Here is a 16,927-nt window from a genome sequence, read left to right as displayed (position 1 = left end):
TACTCCTTCATGTGGTGGTGTGAGTTGATTCAGACTCGCTCGAAGAACGCACCGGGGTTGCGTTCTTCCCAGTCCTTGACCTGCCGCTCGGCTTCATCGCGGCTGATGCCGTGGCGCTCCTGGATGCGGCCCACCAGTTGGTCTCGCTTGCCGGCGATGACGTCGAAGTCGTCGTCGGTCAGCTTGCCCCATTGCTCCTTGACCTTGCCCTTGAGCTGCTTCCAGTTGCCTTGGACGGTGTCCTTGTTCATGTCTGAACTCCTTGCATGGGTTGGAACGGATGGCAGTTGCCTGCCCGTGAGGAAAACTGTAGGTCTGCCCCTGTTCCACTCCGGTAGGAATGCCTGTGCAGGCACCGTAGGCACCCACCGACGCACACCGTGATAATCGAGCGCACGCCCAAGAGAGACTGCGCCGAACGAAAATGATCATTCAAAGCCTGCTCGATACCGACCTGTACAAGTTCACGATGATGCAAGTGGTGTTGCATCACTTCCCCGGTGCGCGGGTCGAATACCGGTTCAAGTGCCGCAACCCGGGCGTGGACCTGGCGCGCTTTGCCGGGCAGATCCGGGAGGAGGTTCGCAGCCTGTGCCAGCTGCGCTTCAAGGATGCCGAGCTGGCCTACCTGCGCTCGATGCGCTTCATCAAGAGCGACTTCATCGACTTCCTGGGCATCTTCCAGCTCAACGAGAAGTACATCAGCATCATTCCGCGCCCGTCGGGTGAGCTGGAGATCCGCATCGAAGGACCCTGGCTGCACACCATCCTGTTCGAGATTCCGGTGCTTGCCATCGTCAACGAGGTGTACTTTCGCAATACCCAGCCCAATCCTGACCTGGCCCAGGGGCGCCGCCGGCTGGAGGAGAAGATTGCGCTGCTGCAGGTGGACGGCCTGTCGGACCTGAAGATTGCCGACTACGGCACGCGCCGGCGCTTCTCCAAGGAATGGCACGAAGAAGTTCTGCGCACGCTGACCGCGCGGCTGGGCGCGGTGGCGCCGTCTGCCACCGGCGCGCAGGCCAGGCCGGACGGCAAGCCGGCGCAGCTTGCGGGCACCAGCAATGTCCTGTTTGCCATGAAGCTCGGGCTGATTCCGCTGGGCACCATGGCACATGAATACCTCCAGGCCTGCCAGGGGCTGGGCCCGCGGCTGCGCGACAGCCAGGTGTTCGGCTTCGAGGTCTGGGCGCGCGAGTACCGCGGCGACCTGGGCATTGCGCTGTCGGACGTATACGGCATGAGCGCCTTCCTGCGCGACTTCGACATGTACTTCTGCAAGCTCTTCGACGGCGCGCGGCACGACAGCGGCGACCCGTTCCAATGGGGCGAGCGGATGATTGCGCACTACGTGGCCAACCGTGTCGACCCGCGCACCAAGACGCTGATCTTCAGCGACGCGCTCACCGTGCCGCGAACGATCGAGCTCTACCAGCAGTTCCGCGGGCGCTGCCAGCTGGCATTCGGCATCGGCACCAACCTCACCAACGACCTGGGCTACGAGCCGCTGCAGATCGTCATCAAGATGGTGCGCTGCAACGACCAGCCGGTGGCCAAGCTGTCGGACACGCCGTCGAAGAACATGTGCGAGGACGAACGCTACCTGGCCTACCTGCGGCAGGTTTTCGACATCGTGCAACCGGCTTCGGCCTGAAGGTACAAGAACAAATGGATGGATCCGCTCTGTCGCCCCTGTGGGGCGTGCCCTTCGCCGGGCTTCTGCTTTCGATCGCCCTGGCGCCGCTGCTGGCGCCTTCCTTCTGGCACCACCATTACGGCAAGGTCGCGGCGGCCTGGGCCCTGGCCTTCATCGTGCCTTTCGCCGCGAGCTTCGGCCTGCCGGCGCTCACGCACGAACTGGTGCACGTGCTGCTGGGCGAATATGTGCCCTTCATCATCCTGCTCACCGCCCTGTTCGTGGTGGCGGGGGGCATCTTCATCCGCGGCAACCTGCACGGCAGCCCGGGGCTCAACACCGGGCTGCTGGCCATCGGCGCGGTGCTGGCCTCGCTGATGGGCACCACCGGCGCGTCGATGCTGCTGATCCGCCCGCTCATCCGCGCCAACGACAACCGGGTGCACAAGGCGCACGTGGTCGTCTTCTTCATCTTCATCGTCTCCAACGTGGGCGGCTCGCTCACGCCGCTGGGCGATCCGCCGCTGTTCCTGGGCTTCCTCAAGGGCGTGGATTTCTTCTGGACCGCCCTTCACATCTTTCCCGAAACCCTCTTCACCCTGGGCGTGCTGCTCGTGCTGTTCTGGCTCATCGACGGCTACTGCTACCGCAAGGAGGGCGTGCTCAAGGTCGACCCCACGCCGGACACGCCGCGCATGGGCTTCGATGGCGCGGCCAACTTCGTGCTGCTGGGGGGCGTGGTGGCGCTGGTGCTGCTCAGCGGCCTGTGGAAGTCGCCGGTGCAGCTGGAGATCTACGGCACGCACATGGGCCTGCCCGGCCTGGTGCGCGACGCCGGGCTTGTCGTCATCATCCTGCTGTCGCTCTGGATCACCCCGGGCCGCGTGCATGCGGACAACCAGTTCGGCTGGGGGCCGATGGTCGAGGTGGCCAAGCTCTTCGCCGGCATCTTCCTGACCATCGTGCCGGTGATCGCCATGCTCAAGGCCGGCGCCGACGGGCCCTTCGGCGCCATCGTGCGGGCCGTGACGCGCCCGGACGGCCAGCCCGATCCGGCCATGTACTTCTGGGCCACCGGCATATTGAGCTCCTTCCTGGACAACGCGCCGACCTACCTCGTGTTCTTCAACAGCGCCGGCGGCGACCCCGCGGTGCTGATGACCACGCATGCCGCCACCCTGGCCGCGATCTCCGCCGGCGCCGTCTTCATGGGCGCCAACAGCTACATCGGCAACGCGCCCAACCTCATGGTCAAGGCCATTGCCGAAGACCGCGGCGTGCGCATGCCCAGCTTCTTCGGCTACATGCTGTGGTCCGGCGGCATCCTGGTGCCGCTGTTCATCATCCAGACCTTCCTCTTCTTTCGCTGAAACACCATGACCCGTCCCAAGGTACTCGTCGCCCGCGCCATCTTTCCCGAAACCATCGAACGCCTCGCGCAGCATTTCGAGGTCGAGTCCAACCAGGCCGACGAGAGCTGGAGCAAGGAGCAGCTGATCGCCAGGCTGCAGGGCAAGGCCGGCGCTTTCACCACCGGCACCGAGCGCATCGACGGCGAGGTGCTCGATGCCTGCCCGGAACTGAAGATCTGCGCCAACATGGCCGTGGGCTACAACAACTTCGACGTGGACGCCATGACCGCGCACGGCGTGCTGGCCACCAACGCCCCCGACGTGCTGACCGAAACCACCGCCGACTTCGGCTTTGCCTTGCTGATGGCCACCGCGCGCCGCGTGACCGAGAGCGAACACTTCCTGCGCCGCGGCGAATGGACGAAATGGCGCTACGACATGTTCGCCGGCGCAGAAGTGCACGGCAGCACGCTGGGCATCATCGGCATGGGCCGCATCGGCCAGGGCATTGCCAAACGCGGCGCGCACGGCTTCGGCATGAAGGTGATCTATCACAACCGCTCGCGCCTGGACGCGGCGCTGGAAGCCGAATGCAAGGCCAGCTATGTGAGCAAGGAAGAGCTGCTGAAGACGGCCGACCACGTGGTGCTGGTGGTGCCGTATTCGGCGGCGTCGCACCACACCATCGGTGCGGCCGAGCTGGCGCAGATGAAGCCGACCGCCACGCTGGTCAACATCGCGCGAGGTGGCGTCGTGGACGACGCGGCGCTGGCCGCCGCGCTGCGCGACAGGCGCATTGCCGCCGCCGGCCTGGACGTGTTCGAGGGCGAGCCCAAGGTGCATCCGGACCTGCTCACCGTGCCCAACGTGGTCCTCACGCCGCACATTGCCAGCGCCACCGTGCCCACCCGGCAGGCCATGGCCAACCTGGCGGTCGACAACCTGATTGCCTACCTGACGCGCGGCGAAGCGAAGACGCCGCTGAATCCGTCCGTGCTGTCGGCAGCCCGCAAGTAAGAGAAGACGAGCGAAGAAGAACCTTGGAAACCTGGATCCTTGCGGGCCTTGTGGCCCTTGCAGCCCTGAATCTCCTGCTGCTCGTCTGGCTGCTGCTGCGCAAGCCGCCGCCGCCCGACCACGAAGACATCCTGCAGGCCCTCGCCAGCGCCAACGAAAGAACCGAGCGCGAACTGCGCCACGAGATCGGCGAGAGCGCACGCGGCGCCCGGCAGGAAAACGCGCAGGCCTTCGCCACCTTCCAGCAGAGCGTGCTCCAGCAAAGCGCCGAAGCCACCCGCACGCAGAATGCGCAGATCGACGCCTTCGCGCACCAGCTCGCCTCGCTGCAGAAGTCGCTGGGAGACACGCTGGCCACGCAACTTCAGGCCCTGGCCGAATCCAACGCGCGGCGTCTGTCGGAAGTGCGCGCCACCATGGAGGCCCAGCTGGCCCAACTGCAGCAGACCAACACCGCCAAGCTCGACGAGATGCGCCAGACGGTGGACGAAAAGCTGCAGAGCACGCTGGAAGCCCGTCTGGGCGAAAGCTTCAAGCAGGTGGCCGAGCGCCTCGAGCAGGTGCACAAGGGGCTGGGCGAAATGCAGTCGCTGGCGGTGGGCGTGGGCAGCCTGCAGCGCGTGCTGACCAACGTGAAGACGCGCGGCGTGTTCGGCGAAGTGCAGCTCGAGGCGTTGCTGGAGCAGGTGCTGACCACCGAGCAGTTCGCGCGCCAGGTCGAGACCAAGCCGCGCAGCGGCCAGCGGGTGGACTTCGCAGTGCGCTTTCCGGGCCGTGGCGACGATGGCGCGCCGGTATGGCTGCCCATCGACGCCAAGTTCCCGCGCGACGACTACGAGCGGCTCATCGATGCGCACGAGCGCGCCGATGCCGCCGCCGCCGAGAGCGCGGCCAAGGCTCTGGAAGCGCGCATCCGGCTGGAAGCCAAGTCCATTGCCGAGAACTACCTGGCCGCGCCGCACACCACCGATTTCGCCATCCTCTTCCTGCCGGTGGAAAGCCTCTATGCCGAAGTGCTGCGGCGCCCGGGCCTGATGGATGCCATGCAGCGCCAGCACCGCGTGACGCTGGCCGGCCCGACCACCTTGCTGGCCATGCTCAACAGCCTGCACATGGGCTTTCGCACGCTGGCGCTGGAGCAGCAGGCGTCGGAAGTCTGGAAGGTGCTGGGCGCGGTCAAGACCGAGTTCGAGCGCTATGGCGAATGGGTCGCTCGCGTGAAGGAGCAGGTGGCCAAGGCGTCCGACACGCTGGACAAGGCCGACACCCGTGCCAAGCAGATGCGCCTGGCGCTGCGCAAGGTCGAGGCCCTGCCCGAGTCGCAGGCCCAGGCGCTGCTGCCGCTGGCCGATCCGCAGCTTCCGCTCGACGACGATCTCGCCTCATGAGCCTGCGGCCGGTTGCGTCGAGAGGGGTGCGCGCCGCCATGCGAAGCGCGAAGGCCGACCGGTGAACGCGCAGCTGCTGCGCCTCATCCTCGCGCAGGTCTGCCTGCATGCGTCGATGACGGGCACGCGGCTGGCGGCGCCGCTGCTGGCGCTCCAGCAGGGCTACAGCGCGGCTGCGGTGGGCGTGCTGCTGTCGCTGTTCGCCTTGACGCAGGTCTTCCTGGCATTGCCGGCGGGGCGCTATGCCGACCGGCACGGGCTTCGGCGTCCGCTGGCCATCGCGGTCGCTGCGGCCGCGGCCGGTACCGGCCTGGCGGCCGTGTTCCCGACCTTCGCGGTGCTGTGCCTGGCGGCGCTCCTCACCGGCGGCGCCACCGGCGTGACGGTGATCGCGCTGCAGCGGCACGCGGGCCGCTCCACCAGCAACCCCACCGAACTTAAGAAGGTGTTCAGCTGGCTCGCGATCGCGCCCGCGGCGGCCAACTTCATGGGCCCGTTCTGCGCGGGCCTGCTGATCGACCATGCAGGCCGCAGCCCGGGCGACGTGCTGGGTTACCGGGTGGCCTTCGGCCTGCTGTTCCTGCTGCCGCTGCTGTGCTGGTGGCTGGCGCGTGCCGCACACGACAGCGGGGGCGAGGCGCCGGCGGCCCGCGGCGCGAAGCTGCGCGCATGGGACCTGTTGGCCGAGCCGATGTTCCGTCGCCTGCTGTTCGTGAACTGGCTGCAATCGGCGGCATGGGACGTGCACACCTTCGTGCTGCCCATCCTCGGCCACGAGCGCGGCCTCTCGGCCTCGGTGATCGGCTCCATCCTCGGCGCCTTCGCGGTGGCTGCGGCCGGCATCCGCGTGGTGCTGCCGATGGTGGCCTCGCGCCTGGCCGAGCGGCAGGTGATCATGGCAGCCAATGTGATGACGGCGGCCGTCTTCGCCGCCTATCCCTTCATGCCCGGCGCCGTGACCATGGGCCTGTGCTCGGTGCTGCTGGGCATTGCGCTGGGGGCGGTGCAGCCCATGGTGATGAGCATGCTGCACCAGATCACCCCGCCGGCGCGCTACGGCGAGGCGCTGGCGCTGCGGGTGATGACGCTCAATGCCTCGAGCGTGGCCATGCCGATGGTGTTCGGCGCGGCGGGGGCCGCCATCGGCATTGCGGGCGTGTTCTGGCTGGTGGGCGGCGTGGTGGCGGCTGGCACGCCGGCCGTGAGCCGGCTGCAGGCGCCGCCGCGCGAAGATCACAACTTGTAGAAGCGGGCGATCGCGGCCCAGGCGTCCTGGGGCGTGTCCACGTACTCGAAGAGCTTGATGTCCTCGGGCGAAATCACGCCTTCTTCCACCAGGAAGTCGAAGTCGATCAGCCGGCGCCAGTAGTCGGAGCCGAACAGCACGATGGGCACCTGGCGCGACTTGCGCGTCTGCACCAGGGTCATCACTTCGAAGAGCTCGTCCAGCGTGCCGAAGCCGCCCGGGAAGGCCACCAGCGCCTTGGCCCGCATCATGAAATGCATCTTGCGGATGGCGAAGTAGTGGAACTTGAAGCTCAGCGCCGGCGTGACGTAGGGGTTGGGCCGCTCTTCCATCGGCAGCGCGATGGCCAGGCCGACGCTCAGGCCGCCCGCCTCGTAGGCGCCGCGGTTGGCCGCCTGCATGATGCCGGGGCCGCCGCCGGTGCACACGAAGAGCTTGTCCTCGGGTTCCTTGTCGTTGCTGTAGTGGGCCACCATCGCGCCGAAGGCCCGGGCCTGCTCGTAGTAGTGCGTGCCGCGGGCGAGCTTGCGCCAGCGCTCGGCGGCGGCCTGATCGCCGGCGGCTTCGGCCTGCGCCAGCATGGCGCCGGCTTCTTCCTGGCTGCGAAAGCGTGCGCTGCCGAAGACAACGACCGTGTTCTCGATGCCGTGGGCGCGCATCTCCAGGTCGGGTTTCATCAGCTCCAGCTGCATGCGCAGGCCGCGGGTCTCGCGGCGCAGCAGGAACTCCGGGTCGGCAAAGGCCAGGCGGGACGGGTCGTGATCCAGGGGCAGGCCCTTGTCGGCATGGGCTTGCAGGGTGGCCCAGGCATCGGCCAGGCGCTTGTCGTGAATGTTGTGCGTAGCGTTGGGCATGAATGTTTTCGAGAATCGGGCGGGCATTTTGCGCCTTGGCGGCGCCAAGGTGGATCAGGCGGGCTTGCCGTGCCGTCCTGCACCTTGCACGAATCGGGCCGCGCCGGCGGCGCCTTCGGCTGCGACGATGGGCACGCCCTGGCGGCCTTCGCGCCGCAGCGCTTCGGCCAGGGGCAGCTCCCACTGGGCATAGGCCGAGGCGCGGTCGGCCAGCATGCATTGCTGCGGGAAGGCGGCAAGTTCGCGGGCCAGCTGCTCGGCTGCTTGCCGTGCCCCACCGGCGGGCACCACCCGGTTGACCAGTCCCATGGCGAGTGCCTCGTCGGCGGCCACGGCGCGCCCGGTGAGGATCAGGTCCAGCGCGCGCCCCATGCCGACGATGCGCGGCAGCCGCACGGTGCCGCCGTCGATCAGCGGCACGCCCCAGCGGCGGCAGAAGACGCCCAGCACGGCGTCTTCCTCGGCCACGCGCAGGTCGGCCAGGAGGGCCAGCTCCAGCCCGCCGGCCACGGCATGCCCGCTGATGGCGGCAATGAGCGGCTTGCTGAGCGCCATGCGCGTCGGGCCCATGGGGCCGGTGCCGCCGCCGTCGGGGTCGAGCTCGTTGCGCCGGCCAGGATCGCTCACCGCCGTGAGGTCGGCGCCGGCGCAGAACACGCCGTGTTCGCCCCACAGCACGGCCACGCGCAGGGCGGGGTCGGCTTCGAAGTCGGCAAAGGCTTTTTGCAGCGCGGCGGCGGTGGGGCCGTCCACCGCGTTGCGCTGCTTCGGGCGGCTCAGGACGATGGTGCAGACCGGGCCGTCGATCTCGGTGCGCACGCTGGCTTCAAAGGAGCTTGTCATGCGCGCAGCGTACAAAAGAAAAGGGCTCCCGAGGGAGCCCTTTTTGCAGGTGCGGGAAACGCGGCCAGCGCTCAGACGCGCTTGCGGTATTCGCCCGTGCGGGTGTCGATTTCGATCTTGTCGCCTTGCGAGACGAACAGCGGCACCGGCACTTCGAAGCCGGTGGAGATCTTGGCGGGCTTGAGCACCTTGCCCGAGGTGTCGCCCTTGACGGCCGGCTCGGTCCAGGTGATTTCGCGCTCGACGCTGGTGGGCAGTTCGACCGAGATGGCCTTGCCTTCGTAGAACACCACTTCGACGGGCATGCCGTCTTCCAGGTAGTTCAGGGCGTCGCCCATGTTCTCGGCTTCGACTTCGTACTGGTTGTATTCGCTGTCCATGCACACGTACATGGGGTCGGCGAAGTAGGAGTAGGTGCACTCCTTCTTGTCCAGCACGATCTGGTCGATCTTGTCGTCGGCCTTGAAGACCACTTCGGTGTTGAAGTTGGCGATCAGGCTCTTCATCTTCATGCGCACGGTGGCGCTGTTGCGGCCGCCGCGGCTGTATTCGGTCTTGAGGACGACCATCGGGTCCTTGCCGTGCATGATGACGTTGCCGGCGCGGATTTCTTGAGCGATTTTCATAAAGCGAGTCTCTGTCTGGAAGATGTGCCGCTTGGCGCATCGTCGGGACGGTGCTTGAAAAAGCTTGCCCTGGACGCCCTAAACGCATACCCCGCGGCGGGTTCGGCGAATTACTCCGATGGACCGGATATGGGCCCGCTCCTGTGAACGGCAAGCCCCGGAATTCGCAAAGCCGCCTATTTTAGCTTTTTTGGGCGACGAAGCGCCGGAGATTCGTCACGAGGTCGGGCTGCGCCAGCAGCCGGGCCCTGGCGGCGTGTGCCGCCTGGCGCCACGAGGCGAACTCGGCGGCCTGCGGCCATGCCAGCGCCGCCCGGGCGAAACCGTTCCAGCCGTGGTGGAAGCGGCGCAGGGATTCCGGGGCCTGCAGCCAGTCCAGGAAGGCATTGAGCTTCTCGTGGTGGGCGTCGTCGTCTTGCGGGTAGATCTGCCAGACCAGCGGCGCGCCGGCCCAGAGGCCGCGCACCAGCGAATCTTCGCCCCGGACGAAATTGAGGTCGCACGACCACAGCAGGTGGTCGAAATCTTCCTGCAGCACATGCGCCAGCCAATGGATCGACAGGGCGCCGCCCGGTTCGCCGGACGGGCACAGGGCCCGCACCGCCGCCGTGGCCCGGCCTGAGGTGACGACCAGTCGGGTCGGCTCGGGTGCGGATTTCAACTGCGCCAGCAGCGAAGCCAGGGCGGGCGGCTCGTAGCTGAACAGCGAGACCAGCCGCTCGCCGCGCCAGTCGATGCCCTGGCTCGCCAGCCAGCCCTTCCGGTCGAAGGCCGCCTGCCGCGCGGCCAGGTCGTCCTCGCGCAGCAGGCCGCCGGTGGCCGAAGTGAAGCCCGGATAGAAGAAGTGCTTGGTGAGCCCCGCGCCGGGCCCGCGGAACACGGGCGAGGGCAGGCCGTGCAGGCGCTCGACGTAGGGTTCGGCCGAAAGGTATTCGAGGTTGATCCAGCAGCGCTTGCGGCCGTCCTTCTCCATGGCCTGGGCGAATTGCGCCACGACGGCCGGTACCGGGTCGCAGCCGAAGGCCTCGATCAGCACGTCGGGGGCGGCGCTGGTGGCCAGGTGTTCGGCGGCGATCGGCTTGTCGTCCCAGGCCAGCACCTCGACGCCGGGGCAGCCCTGCGGCGCCATCCAGGCCAGCGCCGAGGCGTCGTCGACCCAGAGCCGAACGGGGTCGCCGCCACGGGCGAGCGCGCGGGCCAGGCGCCAGCACACGCCCAAGTCGCCATGGTTGTCGATGACCTTGCAGAAAATGTCCCAGCGCATCGCGGGATACTCTACAGCCCACCCGCACCACGCCCACAGACAGAGACTCCCAGATCCCACGCATGTCGGAAACCCATTCGGAACAACTGCTCGCCGAAGTGGCGGCGCTGCCCTCGCTGCCGGGCGTCTATCGGTACTTCGACGCCGCCGACGGCGTGCTGTACGTGGGCAAGGCGCGCAATCTGAAGAAGCGGGTATCGAGCTATTTCCAGAAGAACCATGGCGGCACGCGCATCGGCCACATGGTCAGCAAGATCGTGCGCATGGAAACGACGGTGGTGCGTACCGAGGCCGAGGCGCTGCTGCTCGAAAACAACCTCATCAAGACGCTCAAGCCCAAGTACAACATCCTGTTCCGGGACGACAAGAGCTATCCGTACCTGAAGATCGCCTCGCACGACTTTCCGCGCATGGCGTACTACCGCGGCTCGGTCGACCGCAGGCACCGCTACTTCGGGCCCTACCCGAGCGCGTGGGCGGTCAAGGAATCCATCCAGCTGCTGCAGAAGGTGTTTCGCATCCGCACCTGCGAGGACACGGTCTACAGCAACCGCACGCGCCCGTGCCTGCTCTACCAGATCAAGCGATGCAGCGGGCCCTGCGTGGGCCTGGTGAGCAAGGACGAGTACGCGCAGGACATCGCGAATGCCGAGGCTTTCCTGCTGGGCGATTCGCAATTGGTGCTGGCGCAACTGGAAGCGCGCATGACCGCGCATGCCGAGAAGCTCGAGTTCGAGCAGGCGGCGGAGCTGCGCAACAAGATCTCGGCCCTGTCGCGCGTGCTGCACCAGCAGGCGGTGGAAAGCACCACCTCCGACAAGGACGTGGACATCCTCGCGGTGAAGGTGCAGGGCGGCAAGGCCTGCGTGAACCTGGCCATGGTGCGCGGCGGCCGCCACCTGGGCGACCGTGCCTACTTCCCGGTGCACGTGGACGATGCGGCGCAGATGGGCGCCGACGACGAGGACGTGCTCGCGCCCATCGAGCAGCAGGTGCTCGAGGCCTTCATTGCGCAGCACTACATCGACGTGCCGGTGCCGCCCACGCTCGTGGTCGGCGTGCAGGTCGGCCGCGAACTGGTCGAGGCGGTCACGCAGCAGGCCGGCATCCGCGTGACGGCGGTGTTCCAGCCGCGCGGGCAGCGGCGCCTGTGGATGGACATGGCGCAGAAGAATGCCGACATCCAGCTCGCCCGATTGCTGGCCGAGGAAGGCTCCCAGCAGGCCCGCACCCGTGCGCTGGTCGATTCGCTGGAGATTGCGCCGGACGACCTGGACAGCTTCAGGGTGGAGTGCTTCGACATCTCGCACACGGCCGGCGAGGCCACGCAGGCCTCGTGCGTGGTGTTCGAGCGCCATGCCATGCAGAACCGCGAATACCGCCGCTACAACATCGACGGCATCACGCCGGGCGACGACTATGCCGCCATGCGCCAGGTGCTGCACCGCCGCTACGGCAAGCTGGCCGAGGCGATCGCGGCCGAATCCGACGCGCCCACGCCGGGCGACGCCTCGGGCGCCGATGCCAAGCCCGGCACGATCGGTGCGCGCATGCCCGACCTGGTCCTGGTCGACGGCGGCAGGGGGCAGGTGTCGATGGCGCGCGAAGTCTTTTCAGAACTCGGCCTGCCCCTGTCGCTGATCGTGGGCGTCGAAAAGGGCGAGGGGCGCAAGGTCGGCCTGGAGGAACTGGTGTTTGCCGACGGCCGGGAGAAGGTCTACCTCGGCCGCGATTCGGCCGCGCTGATGCTCATCGCCCAGATCCGCGACGAGGCGCACCGCTTTGCCATCACCGGCATGCGGGCGCGCCGCGCCAAGGTGCGGGTGGGCGGCAGCCAGCTGGAGGACATTCCGGGCATCGGTCCCAAGCGGCGCGCGCGCCTCTTGCAGCGCTTCGGCGGCATCCGCGGCGTGGCGGCGGCCAGCGTGGAAGACCTGGCCTCGGTGGACGGCATCGCCTTCGAATTGGCCGAGGAAATCTACCGGGCATTGCACTAGGCTCCATCCGGAACACCTGCGGCTGCATGCCACAATCGCCCCAATGTTCTGGACCCTGCCCACCATCATGACCTGGACGCGCATCGTCGCGATCCCGTTGCTTGTTGGTGTGTTCTACCTGCCCCTGGCCGAACCGGTGCGCAATCTGATCGCCACCGTGATGTTCATCGTCTTCGCCGCCACCGACTGGCTCGACGGCTTCCTGGCCCGGCGGCTGAACCAGACCTCGGCCTTCGGCGCCTTCCTCGACCCGGTGGCCGACAAGTTCCTGGTGTGCGCCTCGCTGCTGGTGCTGGTGCACCTGCAGCGCGCCGACGTGTTCGTGGCGCTCATCATCATCGGCCGCGAAATCGCCATTTCGGCCCTGCGCGAATGGATGGCGCAGATCGGCGCGAGCAAGAGCGTGGCCGTGCACATGATCGGCAAGGTCAAGACCACGGTGCAGATGGTGGCCATTCCCTTCCTGCTCTACAACGGCGTGCTGTGGGGCGTGATCGACACCGGCCTGTGGGGCCATTGGCTGATCTGGATCTCGGCGGTGCTCACCGTCTGGTCGATGGTCTACTACCTGCAAAAGGCCATTCCCGAAATCCGGGCGCGCGCCAAGTGAGCAGCGCGCCCGCAGCCCGCACGCCGGGTTGGGTGCGGGCCATGCCGGCGGTGTTCGTGCTGATCTGGAGCACGGGCTTCATCGTGGCGCGCTATGGCATGCCCTACGCGCCGCCGCTCAAGTTCCTGGCGGTGCGCTTCGGGCTTTCGCTTCTTTGCTTCTGTACCTGGGTCGTGATCGCCCGCGTGGCCTGGCCGCGAAGCCGCGCGCAATGGGGCCACCTGGCGGTCACCGGCATCCTGATGCAGGCGGGTTACCTCGGCGGGGTGTGGGCCGCCGTGCGCGCCGGCATGGGCTCGGGCCTGGTGGCGCTGCTGATGGGCATGCAGCCGGTGCTGACGGCGGTGTGGATGTCAATGACAGGCGGCCGCGTGTCGCCGCGCCAGTGGCTGGGCCTGGTGCTGGGCTTTGCCGGGCTGGTGCTGGTGGTGTCTCGCAAGTTCGGCGAAGGCAGCGAAGTCAGCCTGATGACGATGAGCCTGGCGCTGATGGCGCTGGCTGCGATCACTGCCGGCACGCTCTACCAGAAGCGCTTCGTCGCCCCCTGCGACGTGCGCAGCGCCAGCGCCGTGCAGATGATGGCCGCCTTGGTGGTCACGCTTCCCTTCGCCATGCTGGAGCCGGCGGTCATCGAATGGAACGCGTATTCGGTCGGCGCGATGGCCTGGTCGGTGCTGGCGCTGTCCCTGGGGGGCAGTTCGCTGCTCTACATGCTGATCCAGCGCGGCACTGCGACGGCCGTGACGAGCCTGCTCTACCTGGTGCCGCCGACGACGGCGCTGATGGCCTGGCTGCTGTTCTGCGAGCCGATCACCGTCGCCACGGTGGTGGGCACCGCGCTTACCGCGGTGGGCGTGAGCCTGGTCGTTCGCGCGGGGCGCTGAGGCCGGCTGCTGCGGGCTTCCAGGGCTCGCCGCGAAACTGCTCGGCCAGATGATCCACCAGCAGCCGCACGCGGCGCGGCGTCTTGGGCCGCCATGGCGCCACCCAATGGATGTCGGCATCGGGCATGGCGTACTGCGGCAGCACCCGGACCAGCTCGCCGGAGACCAACTGCGGCCCGATATCCCACAGGCTGCGCAGCATGATGCCGTGGCCGGCCAGGCACCAGTCGCGCACCATCTCGCCGGAGTTGCTGGACAGCGGCCCTTGCACGCGCACGCGGGCGGTGCTGCCGTCCCGAACATGCTGCAGGGTCCACAGGGCGAATTCCTGGCGCGGGGCCTCGCCGTTCTCGCGCGCCACCAGGCAATCGTGCGAAGCCAGTGCCTCCACCGAGGCCGGTGTGCCGCGGCGTGTAAGGTAGTGCGGCGAGGCCGCGAGCACCCGCTGGTTGCGCGCGATGCGGCGCGAAGTCCAGTCGGCCGCCCGGCGCTGCTGCACCTCCCACAGCCACAGGGCGCCGTCGAAGCCTTCCGCGCCCAGGTCGGGCAGGCGCTCGGTCAGTTGCAACTCGATCCGCAGGGCCGGGTGCCGGGCCTGGAACGCGGCGAGCGCCGGGCCCAGCCAACGCCGGCCGAAGCCGAAGGTGGCGGCCAGCCGCACCGGGCCGCGCAGCTCGTTCTGCCGCTCGCCCAGTTCGTTCTCCAGCGCGGTGAATCCTTCCAGCAGCGCCTTGGCATGGCGGCAGACGGCCTCGCCCTCTGCGGTTGCGCTGAGCCGGCGGGTGGTGCGTTCGAACAGGCGCTGGCCGAGGCGTGCCTCCAGGGCGCCGAGCCGCTTGGTCACGACCGAAGGCACCACCTGCAGAAGCTGCGACGCGCCCGCCAGGCTGCCTTGCGAGCGAATCGCCATCACGAGTTCGAGGTCGGAGCGCTCCAGGGAATTCATTCCAAATGGGAAAGTATGAATTGGCTCATTGTTGCTTGATGGCAACCAGGGCGCAACGCACAATCGCCGCGTGACTACAGCCCCGGCCTCGTTCCTCGACTTTCCCCGCTTCGACATCACGCGCGGCGGCGTGCGTGTGCACGGCCGCATTGGCGGGCAAGGCGCGCCGCTGCTTCTGCTGCACGGCCATCCGCAGACCCATCTGATCTGGCACCGCGTCGCACCCGCGCTGGCGCAGCGCTTTACCGTGGTGGCCGTCGACCTGCGCGGCTACGGCGACTCGGGCCGCCCGCCCGCCGATCCGGCGCATGCCAACCACAGCAAGCGCGAAATGGCGCTCGATGCGCTGGCGGCCATGCGTCACCACGGCTTCGAGCGCTTCGGCATCCTGGCGCACGACCGGGGCGCGCGTGTGGCGCACCGCCTGGCGGCCGACCATGCGGCGGCGGTGGACCGGATGCTGCTGCTGGACGTCGCGCCCACGCTCGCCATGTACGAGCAAACCGGCGAAGCCTTTGCCCGCGCCTACTGGCACTGGTTCTTCCTGATCCAGCCGCCGCCCTTGCCCGAGGCGCTGATCGCCTCCGATCCGGTGCGCTACATCCGCAGCGTGATGGGAGCACGGCATGCCGGGCTGGCGCCGTTCGCGCCCGAGGCGCTCGCCGAGTACGAGCGCTGCGCCGCCATCGCCGGCACGGCAGAATCGATCTGCGAGGACTACCGCGCCTCGGCGGGCATCGACCTCGAGCACGACCGGGCGGACATCGCCGCCGGTGCGCGCCTTCCGATGCCGCTTCGCGTCTTGTGGGGTGCGCATGGCGCCGTGGGCCGCTGCTTCGATGTGCTGGCGCTGTGGCGCGAGCGCGCCGGGCAGGTCGACGGCCGCGCGCTGCCGTGCGGCCACTACATTCCCGAAGAAGCGCCGGGCGAGCTGCTCGCCGAGGCCTTCGAGTTTTTTGCACCTACATCATCATCACGAGAAGGATCGAGACCATGAGCACCCGCAAGATCGCAGTCATCGCCGGCGATGGCATCGGCAAGGAGACCATGCCCGAGGGCCTGCGCGTGGTGGACGCGGCGGCGCGCAAGTTCGGCATCGACCTGCACTTCGACCATTTCGACTTCTCGAGCTGGGACTACTACGAGAAGCACGGCCAGATGATGCCGGACAACTGGAAGGATCTGATCGGGGGCCACGACGCCATCTACTTCGGCGCGGTGGGCTGGCCCGAGAAGATTGCCGACCACGTGTCGCTGTGGGGCTCGCTGCTGCTGTTCCGGCGCGAGTTCGACCAGTACGTCAACCTGCGCCCGGCGCGGCTCATGCCCGGCATCATCGCGCCGGTGGTGCGGCGCGACGGCAGCCCGCGCCAGCCGGGTGAAATCGACATGTACATCGTGCGCGAGAACACCGAGGGCGAATACTCCAGCATCGGTGGGCGCATGTTCCCCGGCACGCCGCGCGAGATCGTCATGCAGGAAACGGTGATGTCGCGCCACGGCGTCGACCGCGTGCTGAAGTTCGCTTTCGAACTCGCAGAGGCGCGGCCCAAGAAGCACCTGACCAGCGCGACCAAGTCCAACGGCATCGCCATCACCATGCCTTACTGGGACGAGCGCGTGGCGGAAATGGCCAGGCACTACCCGGGCGTCAACCTGGACAAGTTCCACATCGACATCCTCACTGCGCACTTCGTGCAGCGCCCCGACTTCTTCGATGTGGTGGTGGCCAGCAACCTGTTCGGGGACATCCTGTCGGACCTGGGCCCGGCATGCACCGGCACCATCGGCATCGCACCCAGTGCGAACCTCAATCCGGATCGCACGATGCCCTCGCTGTTCGAGCCCGTGCACGGTTCGGCGCCGGACATTGCGGGCAAGGGCATCGCCAACCCGATCGGCCAGATCTGGTGCGGCGCGATGATGCTGGAGTTCCTGGGTCACAAGAACGCCCATGACGCGATCCTTGCCGCCATCGAGAAGGTTCTGGCGCCCGCAAGCGGCGCGCCCAAGACGCCCGATATCGGCGGAAATGCAACGACCAGCGACCTCGGCCGTGCGATTGAACAGGCCCTTTGAGAAGGACCGCACGAAACACATCTAGAATCGCGGCTCTCGCTGGTTTGCAAGTCGTTGAGCCTTATTGACACCCCGTAGACCAGTGGCTTTAATGCTTGTTGGCAGTGCGCTGCCAATGTGTCAGATCTCCTCCTCCATCGCCATGCCACGAGTGATATCCCGAGCGATATTGCCGTACGGATGGC

Annotated in this window: 16 protein-coding genes; 10 read left to right on the top strand and 6 right to left on the bottom strand. The window is 67.6% G+C overall.

The window, feature by feature from the left end:
- Positions 1-29 precede the first annotated feature (29 nt).
- Complete coding sequence (locus tag VSO01S_RS11525; RefSeq protein ID WP_068642436.1) at positions 30-251, bottom strand: CsbD family protein; 222 nt, start codon at positions 249-251, stop codon at positions 30-32.
- A gap of 173 nt (positions 252-424) precedes the next feature.
- Here VSO01S_RS11525 and pncB point away from each other — a divergent pair, with 173 nt between their 5' ends.
- The 5 genes from pncB to VSO01S_RS11500 all read left to right on the top strand — a co-directional run bounded on the left by pncB (position 425) and on the right by VSO01S_RS11500 (position 6,639).
- The gene (pncB, locus tag VSO01S_RS11520) at positions 425-1,654 is read left to right on the top strand and encodes a nicotinate phosphoribosyltransferase (RefSeq protein WP_068642434.1); all 1,230 of its coding nucleotides are present in this window, start codon (positions 425-427) and stop codon (positions 1,652-1,654) included.
- On the top strand, positions 1,651-3,006 hold the full coding sequence (locus VSO01S_RS11515) for a sodium:proton antiporter (RefSeq protein WP_068642484.1): 1,356 nt from the start codon (positions 1,651-1,653) through the stop codon (positions 3,004-3,006). The genes pncB and VSO01S_RS11515 overlap by 4 nt, the downstream gene beginning before the upstream one ends.
- A gap of 6 nt (positions 3,007-3,012) precedes the next feature.
- Positions 3,013-4,005 (top strand): 2-hydroxyacid dehydrogenase, encoded by a 993-nt coding sequence (locus VSO01S_RS11510; protein ID WP_068642432.1) that lies wholly within the window; start codon positions 3,013-3,015, stop codon positions 4,003-4,005.
- A gap of 23 nt (positions 4,006-4,028) precedes the next feature.
- Complete coding sequence (locus VSO01S_RS11505; protein ID WP_068642431.1) at positions 4,029-5,393, top strand: DNA recombination protein RmuC; 1,365 nt, start codon at positions 4,029-4,031, stop codon at positions 5,391-5,393.
- 61 nt (positions 5,394-5,454) lie between these two features.
- A complete protein-coding gene (locus VSO01S_RS11500) occupies positions 5,455-6,639 on the top strand; it encodes an MFS transporter (RefSeq protein ID WP_084241822.1) in 1,185 nt (394 codons plus the stop codon).
- On the opposite strand, the gene VSO01S_RS11495 is transcribed toward VSO01S_RS11500, so the two are convergent.
- From VSO01S_RS11495 to earP, 4 genes are all read right to left on the bottom strand, one after another.
- Positions 6,627-7,493 carry an LOG family protein gene (locus VSO01S_RS11495; RefSeq protein ID WP_153305231.1) on the bottom strand — a complete coding sequence of 289 codons (867 nt, stop codon included), beginning with the start codon at positions 7,491-7,493 and terminating at the stop codon, positions 6,627-6,629. The two genes, VSO01S_RS11500 and VSO01S_RS11495, sit on opposite strands and share 13 nt — an antisense overlap.
- A 54-nt stretch (positions 7,494-7,547) precedes the next feature.
- Positions 7,548-8,336 carry a crotonase/enoyl-CoA hydratase family protein gene (locus VSO01S_RS11490; RefSeq protein WP_068642480.1) on the bottom strand — a complete coding sequence of 263 codons (789 nt, stop codon included), beginning with the start codon at positions 8,334-8,336 and terminating at the stop codon, positions 7,548-7,550.
- A gap of 71 nt (positions 8,337-8,407) precedes the next feature.
- Positions 8,408-8,962 (bottom strand): elongation factor P, encoded by a 555-nt coding sequence (gene efp / locus VSO01S_RS11485; protein ID WP_068642426.1) that lies wholly within the window; start codon positions 8,960-8,962, stop codon positions 8,408-8,410.
- Between the two features lie 181 nt (positions 8,963-9,143).
- Positions 9,144-10,226 (bottom strand): elongation factor P maturation arginine rhamnosyltransferase EarP, encoded by a 1,083-nt coding sequence (gene earP / locus VSO01S_RS11480; protein ID WP_068642424.1) that lies wholly within the window; start codon positions 10,224-10,226, stop codon positions 9,144-9,146.
- Positions 10,227-10,288: 62 nt separating this feature from the next.
- Here earP and uvrC point away from each other — a divergent pair, with 62 nt between their 5' ends.
- Genes uvrC through VSO01S_RS11465 form a run of 3 tightly spaced genes read left to right on the top strand, consistent with a single transcriptional unit; the run spans position 10,289 to position 13,717 of the window.
- Positions 10,289-12,223: an excinuclease ABC subunit UvrC gene (gene uvrC / locus VSO01S_RS11475; RefSeq protein WP_068642422.1), complete on the top strand. Its 1,935-nt coding sequence runs from the start codon at positions 10,289-10,291 to the stop codon at positions 12,221-12,223.
- 43 nt (positions 12,224-12,266) lie between these two features.
- Complete coding sequence (gene pgsA, locus VSO01S_RS11470; RefSeq protein WP_068642420.1) at positions 12,267-12,833, top strand: CDP-diacylglycerol--glycerol-3-phosphate 3-phosphatidyltransferase; 567 nt, start codon at positions 12,267-12,269, stop codon at positions 12,831-12,833.
- 41 nt (positions 12,834-12,874) lie between these two features.
- Positions 12,875-13,717 carry a DMT family transporter gene (locus VSO01S_RS11465; protein WP_068642476.1) on the top strand — a complete coding sequence of 281 codons (843 nt, stop codon included), beginning with the start codon at positions 12,875-12,877 and terminating at the stop codon, positions 13,715-13,717.
- Here VSO01S_RS11465 and VSO01S_RS11460 read toward each other — a convergent pair.
- Positions 13,674-14,654 carry a LysR substrate-binding domain-containing protein gene (locus VSO01S_RS11460; protein ID WP_068642478.1) on the bottom strand — a complete coding sequence of 327 codons (981 nt, stop codon included), beginning with the start codon at positions 14,652-14,654 and terminating at the stop codon, positions 13,674-13,676. The two genes, VSO01S_RS11465 and VSO01S_RS11460, sit on opposite strands and share 44 nt — an antisense overlap.
- Positions 14,655-14,778: 124 nt before the next feature.
- Between VSO01S_RS11460 and VSO01S_RS11455 the strand changes: the two genes are divergently transcribed.
- Both VSO01S_RS11455 and VSO01S_RS11450 read left to right on the top strand, forming a co-directional pair.
- A complete protein-coding gene (locus tag VSO01S_RS11455; protein ID WP_245684185.1) occupies positions 14,779-15,660 on the top strand; it encodes an alpha/beta fold hydrolase in 882 nt (293 codons plus the stop codon).
- Positions 15,657-16,742: a tartrate dehydrogenase gene (locus VSO01S_RS11450; protein WP_068642418.1), complete on the top strand. Its 1,086-nt coding sequence runs from the start codon at positions 15,657-15,659 to the stop codon at positions 16,740-16,742. Before VSO01S_RS11455 ends, VSO01S_RS11450 begins: the two co-directional genes overlap by 4 nt.
- Positions 16,743-16,927: the final 185 nt, after the last annotated feature.

Source organism: Variovorax soli NBRC 106424 (assembly GCF_001591385.1).
GTDB lineage: Bacteria > Pseudomonadota > Gammaproteobacteria > Burkholderiales > Burkholderiaceae_C > Variovorax > Variovorax soli.
This window is presented reverse-complemented; position numbering and strand designations above follow the sequence as displayed.